Annotated in this window: 3 protein-coding genes (1 of these 3 cut by a window edge); all 3 read left to right on the top strand. The window is 63.6% G+C overall.

Features of this window, described 5'->3' with window-relative positions; genetic code table 11:
- Tightly spaced (each overlapping or abutting the next), the 3 genes in view from JFU11_RS23410 to JFU11_RS23400 form a layout consistent with a single transcriptional unit that may run on beyond the window.
- A protein-coding gene (locus JFU11_RS23410) for an SDR family NAD(P)-dependent oxidoreductase (RefSeq protein ID WP_201062242.1) crosses the window boundary here: on the top strand, positions 1 to 4,972 show its final stretch. The gene continues 9,881 nt to the left of window position 1, outside the view; only the last 4,972 of its 14,853 coding nucleotides appear in the window; its start codon lies off the left edge, out of view; its stop codon occupies positions 4,970 to 4,972.
- Positions 4,969 to 17,034, top strand: a complete 12,066-nt coding sequence (locus JFU11_RS23405; protein WP_201062241.1) for an SDR family NAD(P)-dependent oxidoreductase — start codon at positions 4,969 to 4,971, stop codon at positions 17,032 to 17,034. The genes JFU11_RS23410 and JFU11_RS23405 overlap by 4 nt, the downstream gene beginning before the upstream one ends.
- Positions 17,031 to 18,440 carry a cytochrome P450 gene (locus JFU11_RS23400; protein ID WP_201062240.1) on the top strand — a complete coding sequence of 470 codons (1,410 nt, stop codon included), beginning with the start codon at positions 17,031 to 17,033 and terminating at the stop codon, positions 18,438 to 18,440. Before JFU11_RS23405 ends, JFU11_RS23400 begins: the two co-directional genes overlap by 4 nt.

The following is an 18,440-nucleotide window of genomic DNA, read 5'->3' as shown; positions in this document are numbered from 1 at the left end:
CAAGGAAGGTCGCGACAGCATCACCGAGATTCCGCCGCAACGCTGGTCACTTGAGGGCTTTTACGTCGACTCGGTGTCCGAGGCGCTGAAGCAGGCTCGCAGTTACAGCAAGTGGGGTGGCTTCATCGACGGCTTTGCCGATTTCGATCCGCTGTTCTTCAATATCTCGCCGCGTGAGGCGGTCAACATGGACCCGCAGGAACGGCTGTTCCTGCAATCGTGTTGGCAGTCGCTGGAAGACGCGGGGATCACCAAGGCCGATCTGGCCGAGCAGTATCAGGGCAACGTCGGGGTCTTTGCCGGCATCACCAAGACCGGCTACAGCCTCTACGGGCCGGCGTTGCGGGAGCAGGGGCACATGGTCTTTCCGCGCACCTCGTTCGGCTCGACCGCCAACCGCGTCTCTTATGTGCTGGACCTCAACGGGCCGAGCGAACCGGTGGATACCATGTGTTCCTCGTCGCTGAGCGCGCTGCACCGGGCCTGCGAAAGCCTGCGTCGCGGCGAGTGCCGGATGGCCTTTGCCGGCGGGGTCAATCTGTACCTGCATCCCTCCAACTACGTTGAATTGAGCGCCGGGCAGATGCTCTCCAAGGACGGTCGCTGCCGCAGTTTCGGCGAAGGCGGCAACGGCTTTGTACCGGGTGAGGGCGTCGGTTCAGTGCTGCTCAAACCGTTATCCCGGGCGCTGGCGGACCGCGACAACATCCACGCGCTGATCCGCGCCGTGGCGGTCAATCACGGCGGCAAGACTAACGGCTACACCGTGCCCAATCCCCAGGCCCAGGCTAAGGTGATTCGCCTGGCCATCGATCAGGCCGGGCTCGATGCCAGCCAGATCAGCTACATCGAGGCCCACGGCACCGGCACTGAGTTGGGCGACCCCATCGAAGTGAGCGGCCTGAGCCAGGCCTTTGCGCTTGATGGCGTCGAGCTCGGCCACTGCGCGCTGGGTTCGGTCAAAGCCAATATCGGGCACCTGGAAGGTGCCGCCGGTATCGCCGGCGTCAGCAAGGTCATTCTCCAGCTCAAACACAAACAGCTGGTGCCAAGCCTGCATGCCACCACCCTCAATCCCAACCTGACGTTGGACGCGACACCGTTCTACCTGCAACAGACGCTGGGCGATTGGTGCCCGGCAGGCGATGGACCGCGTATCGCCGGGGTCTCATCCTTTGGTGCTGGCGGTGCCAATGCCCATGTGCTGTTGCAAGAGCACGACGAGTACCGTGAACTGCCAACCGCCAATGGCGCCGAAGTGATTCTGCTGTCGGCCAGGGATGGCGAACGCCTGCGCGACTATGCGCAGGCGCTGCTGGCCTATCTGGTTGCCCGGCCATCGCTGTCGGGCGCCGACCTGGCGAACCTGGCGTACACCCTGCAAACCGGTCGGGAAATGATGGCGGCGCGGCTGGGCCTGGTGGTCGATTCGCCTGCCGCGCTGGCGACGCAATTGCGCAGGTTTATCGAGCGTGGTGCCGAGCCGGACGCAGGCCTTTACGTCGGCGACATCCAGCGTAAACAGCTCTGCGCCCAAGCCGATGCCGAGCTGGCGCCGGTGATTCGCCGTTGGGCCGAGAGCGGCAAACTGCACAAGCTGCTGGAGCTGTGGGTCAACGGCGAAGTCGTCGACTGGACACTGCCGCATGCTCTGCGGGCCGGGCCGCTGCCGTACCGGATTAGCGTGCCGGTCTATCCCTTTGCCCGCGAGACGTTCTGGTTACCGGGTATTGAGCCTGTGGCGACGCCTGAGACCGTTAGCGCTGAGGCTGCGGCTTCCACCTCAAGCGACCACCTGAGCTATCTGGCACGCTGGCAGGCCGACGGGCAGGGCGGCGAACCCATGACCGCCGAGCACCGTTGCGTGCTGATCGTCGGCGATGCGTCGATCCGGCCAGTGGCAGAGGCGATCACCGCGCACTACCTGCTCAGCGCGGGTTTTGCCACGGGTGCCGGCCGGGTGATCCGTCTGCAGCCCGGCACGCAAACGGTCTGTCTGGCGCCGGATCACTGGTCGCTGGACGTCGCCGATCCGCAAGCGCTGGAACACTGCCTGAGCGCTTGTCCTGCCATCGATTGCCTGTATTTCTTCGGCGGCAACGCCCAGGCCACTGACTGGCAAGCGCAGCTCGACAGCCCGAAAACCAATGAAATCCTGCTGCTGCGGTTGATCAAATGGCTCAAACAGCACAGCTCTTGCCAGGCGATCGACAGCTACATCATCAGCCAGGACAACTTCGACATCAGCGGCGAGCCAGTCAGCGCCGTGGGTGGCGGCCTGACGGGCATGGCCTACGCGATTGCCCAAGGCGAGCACCGCTTCCGGGTGCGCAACCTGGATGTCGACAGCCGTGAGCTGGCCGACCACCGGCGCCGGCCAGGCTTACTGCGCCAGGTGCAGGGCGAGGGCGGCCTGGCGCGGGGCGAGGTGTTGTGCCTGCGCGACGGCGTGCGTTATCGCCAGCGTATTTTCAACCTGAGCTGGCAACCCCAGGTGCCGTTGGCCGACGGCCGCTTTGTCACCCCGGCGCTCAAGCGGGGCGGTGTCTATGTGATTCTTGGCGGCAGCGGCACGGTGGGCTCGATCATCAGCCGCTACCTGCTGGCCGATTATCAGGCCCGGGTCATCTGGCTGGGACGCAGCGGCGCCGCCGATCCCAAGGTGCAACAACGGCTCGCGAACTGCCTGCAACGCGTTGACCGCACGGTCGATCCGGCGCAGTTGCACTACCTGCAAGCCGATGCCAACGACGCTGCATCGCTGCAACGGGCCATGGCGCAGATCAAACAGCGTCATGGCGCGATCAACGGGGCGATTTTCTCCGCCGTGGTGTTCAACCATGAAGATCCGATCACGCGCATCCCCGAACCGCAGTTCGACGAAATCCTGCAAGTGAAAAGCCGTGGCGGTATCGAGTTCTACCGGGCGCTGGCTGATGAGCCGCTGGATTTCATGTGCTACTTCTCGTCCGGGCAAAGCTTTGCCTTCTCCGGCGCGGCGCGGTTGGGGGCCTATGCCGCCGGCATCACCTTCGGCGACACGCTGGTGCGCAGCCTGCGTCGGCACGCGGCGTTCCCGGTGGGTGCGATCAATTGGGGGTTCTGGCTGTCATCGCTGACCGAACAACAGGCGGCGGACCCGTTGGCGCAACCAATGAGCCGCCACGCCGGGGCCCTGGAGGACCGCGAGGGCTTTGGATGCTTTGCCCGCTTTGTCGAAGCCCTGAGTCACGGCCAGCTCGATCAGGTGCTGTGCATGGCCGCTTCGGCGCCGGTCCAGCAGTTGATGCAACTGCAACCGCAGCCCATCATCCTTGGCCAGACCGGCATTCAGTCGCCCGACGATGGCTTTGAGCGCTACCGCATCGCTGCCGCGCCGTTGCTTGCGGCCCATGATCCACTGCCGTTTGACCAGGCCATGGCCGGGATGACGCTGGTGCAACTGCGTCGCATGGGCCTGTTCACCCAACCGGGGCAGTTTCAGGACAGCGAAGTCCTGCGCCGTCAGGCCGGCATCGGCGAGCACTATGGCCGCTGGTGGGCGACCAGCCTCGAACTGCTGCAACAGCAGGGGCTGGTGCAGCGCCGGGGCACCCAGGTCGCGGTCACGGAGCAAGTGGATTCTCAGCCCCTGGAGCAACGCTGGTGCCTGCTCAGGGAGGAGTTGATCGCCGTACCGCAACGCAAGGCCCAGGTGCAGTTGGTTGACGCCTGCCTGCAACAGCTGCCGGCGATACTTGGCGGACGAACCCAGGCCACCGATGTCATGTTCCCCAACGGCTCGATGGACAAGGTCGAGGGCGTCTATCGCCACAACGCCTTGTCCGACTACTTCAATCAGGTGGTCGCAGGCGTGGTGCAACAGCACATCGAAGCGCTGTTGATCCGCGAGCCGCAGCGGCAAATCCGCATTCTGGAAATCGGTGCCGGCACCGGCGGCACCAGCTCCATCGTGCTGCCGGCGCTGCAAGCGTGGCGCGGGCAGATCGCCGAGTATTGCTACACCGACATCTCCAAGGCGTTTTTGATGTACGCCAGGAAAACCTATGGCGAGGCCAATCCGTTCCTCACCTATCAGGTATGGAATGTCGAGCAACCGCCGCAAGCCCAGGGTCTGGAGCTGGGCAGTTATGACATCGTGATCGCCGCCAACGTGCTGCACGCCACCGGCAGCATTCGCCGCACGCTGACGCATGCCGGTGCGTTGCTGCGCCGTGACGCGATGGTGGTGATGAATGAAATCAGCGACCGCTCGCTGTTCGCCCACCTGACCTTCGGTCTGCTCAAGGGCTGGTGGCTGTACGAAGACCCCGAGCTGCGCATCCCCGGCACACCGGCTCTGTATCCGCAAAGCTGGGCCAGCGTGCTGGGCGAAACCGGCTTCCACAGCGTCACCTTCCCGGCGCAATGCGCCCATGGCCTTGGCCAGCAGATTATCGTCGCGCACAGCGATGGTATGGAGCGCGTGGCGGTGCTGGATCAAATCGAAAAACCACTCGGCAGCCCCGCACCAACCCTGCAAACGGTGCCTGCGGCAACCGGCAGCGGCCGCGAGGTGCTGACCGCGTTGGTGCTGGACGGCCTGGCCAAGACGTTGCAACTGGAGCCCGGTCGCATTCAGGCGGATCAGCCATTTGCCGACTACGGCATCGACTCGATCCTTGGCGTGAGTTTTGTCAGCCACATCGGCGAGGCCCTGGGCACGGAGCTAAACACCGCGTTGCTGTTCGACTATTCGTCGCTGCAAAGCCTGGTGGACTACCTGCTCGGCCAATACCCGGCCCAATGCGCCCGGCTGGGCGGCGGGGCAGCACAGCCTGTTGTGCCTGAGCCACCGGCATCCGAGCAGCAACTTGAGGCGGCATTTTTGTGCGGTGAACTGGCAATCGATGAATTGCTGAAAATCATCAACGACAACGCCACGGCAAACCACGGCACGGCGCAGGCCACGGCGGGGAAAGGACAATCATGAGCAGCCAAGCATTTCAATCCATCATCGCCCGGCTTCAACAGCGCCAGATCACCGCTGACGAAGCCCGGCAGCTGCTGCAACAACTCAAGGCCGGCGCGCAGGCCACAACAGAAACACCGTCAGCCACTCGCCCGAAGGTGCATGACGAGATTGCCGTGATCGGCATGTCGGGGCAGTTTCCCTCCGCCGACAACGTCGAGCGCTTCTGGCACAACCTCAGCACCGGTGCCGACGGTGTGGTTGAACTGGGCGAGCGTTATCTGGACGCTGAGCGCAGCTATTCGGCCGAGCGTCAGCCCGGCAAGACGTATTGCAAATGGGGCGGTGTCCTTGAGCAGCGCGATGATTTCGATCCGTTGTTTTTCAGTATTTCGCCCCGCGATGCCGAGTCGATGAACCCGCATCAACGGCTGATCCTCCAGGAAAGCTGGAAGGCGCTGGAAGATGCCGGCTACAACCCGAAAAGTTTTCGCGACCAGTCGGTGGGCATCTTTGTCGGCGCCGAACCGACCGGCTATTTCCACGAAACCTTTATCGGCGCCTCCGACGCGATCATTGCTTCGCGCCTGTCTTACTTCCTCGACTTCAAAGGCCCGGCGCTGGTGGTGAACACCGGTTGCTCGTCCTCGGCCACGGCCATTCACCTGGCCTGCGAAAGCCTGCGCAATGGCGAGGCGGAACTGGCGCTGGCCGGCGGTGTGTTCGCCACCCTCGGCGAGCCCGGCCTGATCAGCCTGGCGCAAATGGACATGCTCTCGCCAACCGGGCACTGCCATACCTTCGATCAGCGCAGCGACGGCATTGTGCTGTCCGAGGCGGTAGGCATGCTGACCCTCAAGCGCCTGTCCCAGGCGCTGGCCGACGGCGACCCGATCTACGGGGTAATCTGTGCCTCGGGCATGAACCAGGACGGCGCCAGCAACGGCATTACCGCCCCCAGCGGCCAGGCCCAGGAACGGCTGATCAGCGAGTTGTATTCGCGTTTTGGCATCGATCCGCGGCAGATCAGCTACGTCGAGGCCCACGGCACCGGCACGCCACTGGGCGATCCGGTCGAGGTCAACGCGCTGGTCCGGGCTTTCCGCCAGTTTACCGACGACACGGGTTATTGCGCGCTGGGCAGCGCCAAAGCGCACATCGGCCACACCTCGGCGGCGGCCGGCGTGGTCAGCCTGATCAAGATCCTGCTGTCGATGAAGCACCGCCAGTTGCCGGGGCTGTTGAATTTCGAACAGCTCAACCCACGGATCGAACTGGCGGGCTCGGCGTTTCATATCCATGCCGAACCCCGGGAATGGCTCGGCAGCGGCCCGAAAATGGCGGCGCTCAACTCCTTTGGCCACAGCGGCACCAATGTGCACATGGTCATCCGCGAGGCGCCCGAAGTCGCCGCCGCCCCAGTCACCGACGAGGCGCGGCCCTGCCTGCTGCCACTGTCGGCACGTACCGCCGACAGCCTCAAACGCTATGCCCGCCGCGTGCGTCAGGCACTGCTGGACCCGGCACTGCGCCTGCCGGACCTCGCTTACACCCTGCAAACAGGGCGGCTGGCGCAGGCGCATCGGTTGATCTTCCTGTGTTCCGACAAGGACCAGTTGCGCCAACAATTGAATGACTGGCTGGACGGGCGTTCGCCCCGACATTGCTGGTCCGGGCAGATCGACACGGCTGAACGTACGGACATCGAGGTGCCTGCCATTATCGATCAAACGAGCCTGCAACCGCTGGCCGAGGCCTGGGTCATGGGCGGCAAACTCGACTGGGCGCAATTCAATCGTCAGCACCGTGGCGATGCCCGCCGTGTGCACGCGCCGGTCTATCCGTTTGCCCGGCAGACTTTCTGGATAGCGCCCGCGCACCGTGGCGCGGCGGGAGGCGAAGCTCAGGTCGGCGCAGGCATTACAGAACGCAATCTGCATCCGTTCCTGGCGCGAAACACCTCCGATCTACAGCGTCAGCGCTTCAGCAGCGTGTTTGATGGCGAGGCGTTTTTCCTCAAGCAGCATGTGGTCGGCGGGCAACGGATTTTTCCCGGTGTCGCGCATCTGGAAATGGCCCGGGCGGCGGTGGTGATGGCCACGGCGGGGCGGCAGCCATCGTTCAGTCAGGTGGTGTGGCTGCGGCCATTGATCATTGGCGCCCAGCCTCGGCAGGTCGATATCGAGCTGACACTGGAAGACGATGAGCAGATCCGCTTCGAGATCTCCAGCCGCGAGCTTGATTTGTTGACCGGGCAAGCCAAGGGTGAACCGCTGCTTCACAGTCAGGGGCTGGCCGGATTTGCTGAAACATCGGCGCCGCAACAGGTGGATCTGGCGGCGCTCAAGGCACGGATGACCGGCGGCCAGTTAAGCGCCAAGCAGTGTTACGACGCCTATCAGGCGATGACGTTCGAGCACGGCCCGGCCTATCAGGGCCTGCAAGCGGTGGACCTCGGGCGGGGCGAGGTGTTGGCGCAACTGTTGCTGCCCGCCTGCCAGCGCGACAGCCTGGAGGACTATGTGCTGCACCCGTCGCTGATGGATTCGGCGCTACAGGCGGCCATCGCCCTGAGTCTCGGTGCCGAGGTGGTGCTGAGTGAAGACGAGCGGCAGCACCTGCCGCCGTTGACGCGCCCGACACTGCCGTTTGCCCTTGAAAGCTTGCAGATTCTGGATCGTTGCAGCGAATCGATGTGGGCCCGGGTGAGCTACGCCGAACGCCGCGACGATCAGCAGGCCGACAGCGGTTTGCAGCGCTTGAACATCGAGCTGTTCGATCAGCAGGGCAAGCTTTGTGTGTTGATGCAGGGTTTCACTTCGCGCGTGCTGGGAAACCCGACCGAACCGGCAACCAGCGACCAGCCGCTGATGGAAACCCTGCTGTTCCAGCCACAGTGGATTGACGAGGTGCCGCCATTGGCTCAAGCGCCGAATTTCAGCCAGCGCCTGATCCTGCTGAGTGGCTTTGATTCAACGATCACCGCCGAGGTGCAACAACTGGCCGCTGGCTGCTGCACGGTGCTGGACGTTCCCGAGCAGGATTGCGCCGTTGATTATCAGCAGACGGCACTCGCGCTGTTGCAGCAAATCCGGTTGCTGCTCGGTGCGGGCGGCGGACGGCGGTTGCTGCAGCTCGCCGTGCATAACCCGAATGACGACCGGATGATCGGCGGCCTCGCGGCGATGCTGCGCAGTTTGCAGCTGGAAGTGCCGGACGTGACCGGCCAGGTGATCGAGCTGGACGAACAGCAATCACTGGTGCAACGGCTAGCGGACAACGCCGCTGCCGGCGATGTCGGGATTCGCTACCAGGTGGGTCGTCGCCAAGTGCAACACTGGCGTCCTTGCCCGGCGGTCGATCTGGCGATTGACGCTCCGTGGAAGGACCGTGGTGTGTACCTGATTACCGGTGGCCTCGGGGGCCTCGGCCGGCTGTTCGCCCAGGCCATCGCCGCCAGTGTCAGCGATGCCACCTTGATTCTCACTGGCCGTTCAGCGCTGGCCCCGCACCTGCTGGCCGGAATTGACCCGGGCCGCAACCAGATCGAATACCGCCAGCTGGATGTCAGCGACGCCGAGGCGGTGCAGCGCCTGATCGACGGGATTGTCGCCGGGCATCATGGCCTCAACGGCGTGTTGCACAGCGCCGGGGTGATCCGCGACAGCCTGCTGATTAACAAACAGGATGACGAACTGAAACAGGTGATGGCGGCCAAGGTGGCCGGCACCCGCAACCTGGATCTGGCCACCGCCGGATTGGCGCTGGATTTCTGGATCTGTTTTTCCTCCGGCACCGGCGTCGTCGGCAATGCCGGTCAGGCCGACTACGCGGCAGCCAACGCTTTTGTCGACCGCTACGCCGTGTATCGCAACCAATTGACCGCCCAAGGTCTGCGCCGTGGTCAGAGCCTGGCGATCAACTGGCCGCTGTGGAAAGAGGGCGGTATGCAGGTCGATGAAGCGACCGCGCAGCAGATGGCGCACAGCACCGGCATGGTCGCCATGCCGAGCAACGCCGGGACTCACGCCCTGCGCCAATGCGTGGCGCTGGCGCTGCCGCAGGTGCTGGTGATGCACGGTCGGCGCGAGCCGATTACCGCGTTGGTCAGCGGCGCCACCCATGTCTCAATGCCGCAACCTGCCCCGCAGGTTGCCCCCAACAGTGACGCACCATTGACCGAAGCGCTGCACCGGGCATTGATCGAGCTGGTGTCCACGCAGATGAAAATCCCCGCTGGCGAAATCCGGCTCGATGTCGAGTTCAGCCAGTACGGCTTCGACTCGATCAGTCTGACCACGCTGGCCAACACCCTGAAACAGCAATGGCGGCTCAATCTGGCGCCAACGATCTTTTTCGAACACGCCACGGTCGGCCGTTTCGCCGCGTATCTGGAACGCGAGCACCGCAGCGCACTGGCCGCCAGACTCGCGCCGCAAACAGTGCCGCTGGTAGTGTACCCCCGGCAAACACAGCCGCAGGCAGCAGCCCCGCGCCCGCTGCCAACCGCCAGCGTTGCCCTGACTAACCCGCCTGCCACCGAAGCCGACGATGACATCGCGGTGATCGGCATCAGTGGCCGTTTCCCGATGGCCGATGACGTCGAGCAGTTTTTCCATAATCTCAAGGATGGGCGTGACTGCATCAGCGAGATTCCCGCCAATCGCTGGGACTGGCGCCAGTACTACGGCGATCCGCACCGCGAGGTCGACAAGACCAACGTCAAGTGGGGCGGCTTTATCCACGGTGTCGATCACTTTGATCCGCTGTTCTTCGCCATCTCGCCACGCGAAGCACAATTGATGGACCCGCAGCAGCGCCTGCTGATGACGTACGTGTGGCTGGCCATCGAAGACGCCGGCTACGCCACCGCTGATCTGGCGGGCAGCGACACCGGGATTTTCGTCGGCACCGGGGTGACCGGCTACAGCAGCCTGATCGCCAAGGCCGGCGTACCGGTCGAAGGCTATAGCGCCACGGCGATGGTGCCCTCGGTCGGCCCCAACCGCATGAGTTTCCTGCTGGATTTCCACGGCCCCAGCGAACCGGTGGAAACCGCCTGCTCGTCGTCGCTGGTGGCGATCCACCGCGCGGTCCAGGCGATGCGCAGCGGTGATTGCCGGATGGCGGTGGTCGGCGGCGTTAACACATTGATCGCGCCCGAGGCGCAGATCAGCTTCAGCAAAGCCGGCATGCTGGCGCTGGATGGGCGCAGCAAGACCTTCTCGGCCCAGGCCAACGGCTATGCCCGTGGTGAAGGCATCGGGATGATCGTGCTGAAAAAACGCGCCCAGGCCGAGGCCGATGGCGACCACATTTATGCGCTGATCCGCAGCACCGCGGAAAACCACGGTGGCAAAGCCAACTCGCTGACGGCACCCAACCCACGGGCCCAGGCCGAGCTGCTGAAGTCGGCCTGGCGCAAGGCCGGGGTCGATCCGCGCAGTGTCAGCTACATCGAGGCCCATGGCACCGGTACGGAGCTGGGCGACCCGATTGAAATCAACGGCCTGAAAATGGCCTTCCGCGAACTGGCCGAAGAGCTGAGCAGCGATGCGCCGGGGCAGGGCTATTGCGGCGTCGGTTCGGTGAAGTCGAACATCGGCCACCTGGAACTGGCGGCCGGGATTGCCGGAGTGATCAAGGTCCTGCTGCAGCTCAAGCACAAGACCCTGTTCAAGAGCCTGCACTGTGAACAGCTCAACCCTTATATCGAACTCGACGACAGCCCGTTTTACGTGGTCCAGCAAAGCCGACCCTGGGCCGCCCTCAAGGACCGCCACGGCCATGAGTTGCCGCGTCGGGCGGGTGTCAGCTCGTTCGGTTTTGGCGGCGCGAATGCGCATATTCTGCTGGAGGAATATTGCGCGCCACAGCAAGCTCGCAACGAAGCGACTTCAGGCGTAAGAGCGTTTCTGCTGTCGGCCAAAAACCCGGAACGGCTGCGTGAGTCTGCCCGTCGCCTGGCAGATTTCATCGCCACCGCGCCTGCGCAAGACCCGCGCTACCTCGATGATCTGGCGTATACGCTGCAAGTGGGCCGCGATGTGATGCAGGAGCGGGTGGCGCTGTTGAGCGATTCCCTGGGCGATCTGCAACGCCAGCTCGGCGACTTCGCGGCGACTGGCAAAGCGCTCTATCGCGGCACCAGTGAGGGCGATAATCCGGCACTGGCGCTGTTTCGTCAGGACGAGGACATGGCCGCCGCGCTGGCGGCCTGGATCGACAAACGCAAGTACCACAAGTTGCTGGAACTGTGGGCCCAGGGCCTGACGATCGACTGGCGTCAGTTCTACCGTGACGCTCGGCCGATGCGCCGCCTAAGCCTGCCAGGTTATCCCTTTGCCGAGGAGCGCTACTGGGTCACGGACCTTGCCAGCGGCCAGGTGGCCAGCCCTGTTCAAGGTGGCATGTGGCTGCACCCGATGCTCGAACGCAATACCTCGGACTTTTATCAACAGCGTTTCAGCAGCCGTTGGCAGGGTGACGAGAGCTGGTTTGCCGACCATCAGGTCGACAGCCGCAACACCATGCCCGGCGTCGGTTATCTGGAAATGGCCCGGGCGGCGATTGCCCGGTCGCTGGATGCGCAGGTACTGGATGCCGGCTCGCTGCAATTGAAGAACATCGTCTGGCTCACGCCTTACACGCCGACGCCGCAGCACAACGAACTGCATATCGAATTGACGCTGGAACAACAGAAAGTCGACTTCAGGATCTACTCGCAAGCTGACGGTGTAGTGTTGGAGCACTGCAAGGGCAGTGCGCAGGTGATCCCGGCAGGCCATGTGCAACCGCTGGATCTCGACACTCTCTGCGCCGCGCCCTGGCAGCGCAGCCTTGAAGCGGCCGAGCTGTATCCGCTGTTTGAAGCGATGGGCATCCACTACGGTCCCGGCCATCGCGGTGTTTCGCGTCTGTGGCTGGGTGAGGGCCGGGTATTGGCCCGGCTTGAACTGGCGCCGGGGTTGTTTGACGGTGATTGGGTGCTGCATCTGCATCCGGGCATGCTCGATTCCGCCGTGCAGGCTTCGATTGGCCTGCTGCAAAACCGCGACGGGACTGGCGAGACGCTGCTGCCCTTTGCCCTTGAGCAACTGAACGTATTTGGGCGTTGCCGGCCGCAGATGTGGGCACTGATCAGCGTCGATGGGCGCAATGCGGGTAGCGCGGTGCAACGGATCGATATCGATCTGTGCGATGAGTATGGGCAGATTGCCGTGGCGTTACGCGGGTTCAGCTCGCGGCCCATTCGGACCGGGCGTGAACGTCCCACCGATCAGTTGCTGCCGGCGGGCCTGAGCCTGCTGGCGCCTCAATGGGTTATCGCCGATAGCCCGTCGATATCAGCGAAAGCGTTGCCCACGTTGGCCATTGGCGCATCCAGTGAGCGCCATGACTGGCTGGCCGGGTTACATCCACAGATCGAGTTTCTGCCGTCGCCGTCATCCACTATCGATGGGATCGCCGCCCAGTTGTCGGCCTGCGCACCGTTCCAACGCCTGATCTGGCTGGCGCCAGCGGAGCACAGCACGCTGATGCTGTTCCGCATGATCAAGGCGCTGTTGCAGCTGGGTTTGGCCCAACAAGCGTTGCACCTGCAACTGATCTTCACTGCCAGCATCGCCCTGCGTCCCGACGAACCGTTGGTGCCGGAGCAGGGGGCTTGTCATGGCCTGGCCGGGTCGTTGGCCAAGGAACAGGAGCAATGGCGGGTTGAGCTGATCGATCTGCCAGCGGACGGCCAACCGCTGCCACAGACAATGCCCGAGCCAACATTGCCCGCTGAATGCCTGGCCTGGCGTCAGGGTGAATGGTTTCGCCAACGCTTGTTGCCGCTGGCCGAGGGTGTGCCAACAGACGCTGGCGCTGTGCATTACCGCGAGGGCGGCGTGTACGTGGTGATCGGCGGCGCCGGTGGTATTGGCGAAGTGTGGACTCGCCATCTGATCAGCCATTGGCGTGCGCAAGTGGTCTGGCTGGGCCGCCGCGTTGCTGACGATCAGATCAATCAAAAACTCGCGACGTTGGCGCAGTTTGCCCGCCAACACAATGCGGCGGCGCCGCTGTATCTCCAGGCCGACGCTACCGATGCCGGGCAACTGACATGGGCCAGGCAGCAAGTGCTCGAGACCTGCGGGCCGATCAATGGCTGGGTGCATTCGGCGCTGGTGCTGAATGATGCGCGGCTTGCTCAGATGGACGAGGCGCAGTTCAGCGCGGCGTTCGACGCCAAGCGCCTGACCAGTCTCGCCATGGCCCAGGTCTGTACGGCGGCGGACAACCCGGCGCTGGACTTCGTGCTATTTTTCTCCTCCATGATTGCCTTCAGCCGAGCCGCTGGCCAGGCCAACTACGCCGCTGGCTGCGCCTTCGCCGATGTCTTTGCCGCGCAGCTCGATCAGCACGGCCCATGCCCGGTCAAGGTCATCAACTGGGGCTATTGGGGCTCGGTGGGCGTGGTTGCCGATGCGGGTTATCGGGCGCGGATGGCCGCGCAGGGCCTGGGCTCGATTGAACCGCAAGAGGGCATGGCGGCGCTGGACCGGTTGCTGGCCAGTCCCTTGCCGCAGTTGGGGCTGATCAAGTTGCTGGAGCCGATGGCCATCGCCGGCATCGACAGCGGCTGGCAGCTCGATTGCTACCCGGCGCAGGAATCACTGGCGTCCGATGACTGGGCGCAGGTCGTTCGGCACTGCGCTTCGGCGCCGCAACATCACCCGGCGGCCAACGAGATGAACCGGCTGTTGCTGGCGCAGACCTTTGCCTGCCTCGGTGAACTGGCTGCTGGCGGGCCGCTGACCGAGCAACGGATCGCCGCCGAGCCGGCTGTGGCGGCCAATCTGCAAGCCCATCCGTTCTACCGTCGCTGGCTGCGTGAAAGCCTGCGCTTGTTGACTGAGAATGCTGATATCGACGCACACGGCCAGTTGTTGTCGGCCCTGCCTGAGCCGGCAACGCTCTGGTCGCAATGGCAACAGGCCAGCGAGCAGTGGCGCCGCGACGCCGATCTGCATGCTCAGTTGCAATTGGTGCAAACCTGCGCCCGTGCGCTGCCGGCGATCCTGCGCGGCGAGCAGCCGGCTACCGGGGTGATGTTCCCCGACGGTTCGATGGCGTTGGTGGAGGGCATCTACAAAAACAACCGGGTCTGCGACTACTTCAACGCCGTGCTCGGCGAGGTGGTGGCCGATGTCGCTCGCCGTCAGGCGCAGAGCGGCAGGCCGTTGCGGATTCTGGAAATCGGCGCCGGCACGGGCGGCACCACCGCCGGGCTGATCGACACGCTGCGCCCGTGGCAACAAGGGATCGGTGAATACTGCTACACCGACGTGTCCCAGGCGTTCCTGCGCCATGCCGAAACGCATTTCGCGCCCCAGGCGCCTTACCTGCGCACGGCGATTTTCGATGTCGGCCAACCCTGCGCCGAGCAAGGCATCAGCCTGCAACACTATGACTTGGTGATCGCCACCAACGTGCTGCACGCAACGCCGGACCTGCGGCGCACGCTGCAAAACGCCAAGACCGCGCTGCGCCAGGGCGGCTTGCTGTTGCTCAATGAAATCAGCGACCGTTCGATGTTCACCCACCTGACCTTCGGCCTGCTCGAAGGCTGGTGGTTGCACAACGACACGCCGCTGCGCATTCCCGGATGCCCCGGCCTGTATCCCGAGCGCTGGCGGCAACTGTTGCAGGCGCAGGGCTTTGACGGCATTGCCTTCCCGGCCTCGGCCAGTCATTCGTTGGGCCAGCAGATAGTCGTCGCCGCCAGCGATGGCGTGGTGTGCCTGCCGGCGCAGGGTGGCGCTGTCGTGGCGAACGTCGAGCCGCAGGCGCCACGCCCTGTTGCGAAAGCAGATATCGATGAAGAAGTGTTGGCGGGGCAGTGTCGGCAACTGATCACCGAGGTGCTGTCGAAGCTGGTGAACATGGCACCTGAGCGTTTGCAGCGCGACACTGCGTTCGATCGCTACGGCATCGACTCCATCTTGCAGATCAGCCTGATTCAGGCGCTGGAGAAAAGCACCGGCGAGCTGTCGCGCACCATTCTGTTCGAACACAACACCATCAATCAGCTGACGAATTACCTGCTGGCCGAACATCGGCCTGCGCTGACCAGCTATTTTGCACCCGTGCAGCAGGTTGAGCGGTCGGTGGCAGTGCAGTCGGTTGCGCCGCTCGCGGTCAGTCGTCACGCCCCTGTCAGGCCCGCGCCGCAACCGTCAGCCAGCGTTGAGGCGCAGGCAGCGAACCGCGACATCGCGATTATCGGGGTCAATGGCCGCTACCCGATGGCGGCTGATCTGGACGCCTTCTGGGACAACCTGCGCAACGGTCGCAACTGCGTCAGCGAGGCCGATGGTCAACGCTGGTCAATGGCCTCGAACGGCGATGAGCGCTACTACGGTGGCTTCCTCGAACAGGTCGAGGCCTTTGATCATGGCCTGTTCGGCATCGGAGACGCCGAGGTGCAGCACGTTTCGCCAGAGCTGCGGCAGATGCTCGAAGTGGCCTGGCTGACCTTCGAGAGTGCCGGTTACAACAGCGATGCGCTGGCCCGGTTCCAGCAGGGCGATACGGCGGCGGTCGGGGTGTTTATCGGTTCGATGTACAACCCGTCGCCGCTGCGCGAGAGCGATCCTGCGCATGCGGTGATCACGGCCAATGTCACCGACTGGCAGATCCCCAACCGGATTTCTCACTGCTTCGATCTCAAGGGCCCGAGCCTGGCGGTCAACACGGCGTGCGCCAGTTCGATGTCGGCGATCCACTTGGCCTGCCAGAGCATTTTGGCCGGCGACTGTGCGATGGCGATGGCTGGCGGCGTCAATCTGATCCTCGATCCGTCCCGATACCAGACCCTCAAACTGGCCAGTTTCCTCGGCAGTTCGGACCTGAGCCGCGGCTTCGGCCAGAGCGACGGCATGCTGCCGGGTGAAGGCGCCGGCGCCGTGCTGCTCAAACCATTGGCGGCGGCAGTGGCCGATGGCGACCGGATCTACGGGGTGATCAAGAGCTCCAGTGTTAATCATGGCGGCGGCAAACTGATGTACTCGGCGCCCAACACCCGCCAGCAAACCCGCTTGATCGCCGAGACCATCAAGCGCGCAGGCCTGCAACCCGCGCAGATCAACTACGTTGAAGCGGCGGCCAACGGCTCGGAACTCGGCGACCCGATTGAAGTGGCCGCGTTGAAAAAGGTCTTCGGTGAACTGCCGCCCGGCAGCTGTGCGCTGGGCACGGTGAAGTCCAATATCGGTCACCTTGAGGCGGCTTCGGGAATTTCCCAACTGACCAAAGTGTTGCTGCAACTGCAACATCAGCAGTTGGCGCCTTCGATCAATGCCGAACCGCTGAACCCGCATATTCGCCTGGAGGGCAGCGCCTTTTATTTGCAACAACACGCTTCGCCCTGGACGGCTGATGGCAACGGTCAGCCGCTCCGTTGCCTGATCAATTCTTTTGGGGCTGGCGGAACTTACGCCAGTCTGGTGGTCGAGGAGTATCAGGAGAGTCGGGCAACGTTCAGAAACACAGGCGGTGAGCAACTGTTGATTGTCGCCGCAGCCAGCCGGGGCAGCCTCTTGGCCTATCTGAAAAAACTCCAGACCTTAATCGATGCGAATTCGACTTTCGATCTGTCAGATCTGGCCTACAGTTTAGCCCTGCGTGAACACCGTCTGGCCCACCGCGCCGCGTTGGTGGTCGGCGACAAACAGCAACTGCGGGCACGCTTGCAATTGCTGTTGGCGGGCACACCAGATAGCGGCTGTTGGCTATCACCGGTTGATGGCATTGAAGAGGGCGAGCCTGGGACCGCGTCGGGGTCACTGATGCAAAGGGGCGAAGCCTGGAGTCGCGGTGCCGGGCTGGATATCCCGGCGCTGTACCCGAGCGGCGGCAATCGAATGGCGCTGCCCGGTTATGAGTTTGAGCATCCACTGGCGTCGCCGAAATCCGGCAGAACGCCACCCGCGTTGTTCTCCAGCGAACTGTATCGGCGCATCAGTTGCGGCGAGCTGGACGCCGCACAATTTGAACGACTGCTCACCACCTCAAGCAATGAACAGGGAACGTTATGAGCCAGATACAAGACACCAACACACCCACGCAAAGTGACGCAGTCGCCGGTCAACACGCGTACAAGGCCGCCCATCCGATTGCCGCCAACGTGAAAATGAAAGACGGTTTTCCGGTCATGCCTGGCAAAATTCCCTTGCTCGGTCATGTGCACAAGATCGGCAAGGATGCGCTCGGTGAGTTGCGTCAGGCCGAGGCCACGTGCGGGCCGATCTTCTGGACCTACTTCGGCACCCAGTTGCCGGTACTCCAAATCCTCGACGAGGCCGGCCTGGCGATCCTGCAGAACAAATACACCGACAATTCGTTCCTGCGCGAACAGATGCCGGTGATTACCGGCGAGGCCATGAACGCGTTCGATGGCCCGCGCCACCGCAATGCGCGGCGCGCCAGTACCGATGCGTTTACCCCCAAGGGGCTGACCCGCGCCCAGGTCGGCCAGTTCATCGTGGAAACCATCGATCAACGGCTCAAGCACTGGAGCCGTGAGAACAAACTGGCGATTTTTCCGCAGACCAAGGACATCGCCCTCGAAGTGGTATTTCGCATTCTGGGCATTGAAACCCACGAGTTGGAAGTGTGGCGTCACCAGTACGAAGAGTTTTTCCTGGGCATGATTCCGTTGAAGGTCAACCTGCCCGGTTTCCCGGCCTGGCGCTGCCGCAAGGCGCGGGGCTGGCTGGAGCAGCGGGTGGCGCAGATTGTCGCCACCACACGGGCCAACAATGACCACGACAGTCTGGTCGGGGCGATGATCTTTGGCCGCGATGACCACGGCAACGGCATGTCCGAAGTCGAACTGGTGCACAACATCCTCGGCCTGGGCTTTGCCGGCTCGGAAACCACCGCCGCTGTGATGGCCTGGTCGGCGCTGATGCTGTCGCAGCATCCGCACGTCTGGCAGCAGTTGTGCGAGCAGGTCGCGGGCCTGGACAGCATGCCCGTTACCCACGAGGAACTGGTCAAACAGGTGCCGCTGGCCGAAGGGATATTCCGCGAAACCATGCGCCTCTATCCACCGGCACCGTTTGAAATGCGCAAGGTGCACACTGTGTTCGAATTGATGGGCCACACCATCCCGGCCGGGGTGATGGCCGGGGTCAGCCTGCTGCATGTTTCACGCAACCCCGAACGCTACCCCGATCCCGACAGCTGGCGGCCGGAACGCTGGCTGGGCCTGGACCGTGCGCTGAACCAGGTGGAAACCTGCCAGTTCGGCGGCGGTCCGCACGCGTGCCTCGGGCGGCATGTCGCAGCGCTGGAAATCACCCTGTTTATCGCGATGCTGGCCCGGGAGCTGGGGCCCAAGGGCATCACACCACGGCTAGTGGGCAAGATGCCGCCGCCGGCCTATCTGCCATTTTTACGCCCCTCGAACAAAGCCTTCCTCGACTTCAGCGGCGCCTGA

The sequence above is a fragment of the Pseudomonas sp. TH37 genome (genome assembly GCF_016650735.1).
Classification (GTDB): domain Bacteria; phylum Pseudomonadota; class Gammaproteobacteria; order Pseudomonadales; family Pseudomonadaceae; genus Aquipseudomonas; species Aquipseudomonas farris.
Note: the sequence above shows the minus strand (reverse complement) of the source record. Positions and strands in the feature narration are given on the sequence as shown.

Coding starts and splice junctions, on each gene's coding strand:
- JFU11_RS23405 (WP_201062241.1), top strand. CDS start 4,969: ATGAGCAGCCAAGCATTTCAATCCATCATCGCCCGGCTTCAACAGCGC.
- JFU11_RS23400 (WP_201062240.1), top strand. CDS start 17,031: ATGAGCCAGATACAAGACACCAACACACCCACGCAAAGTGACGCAGTC.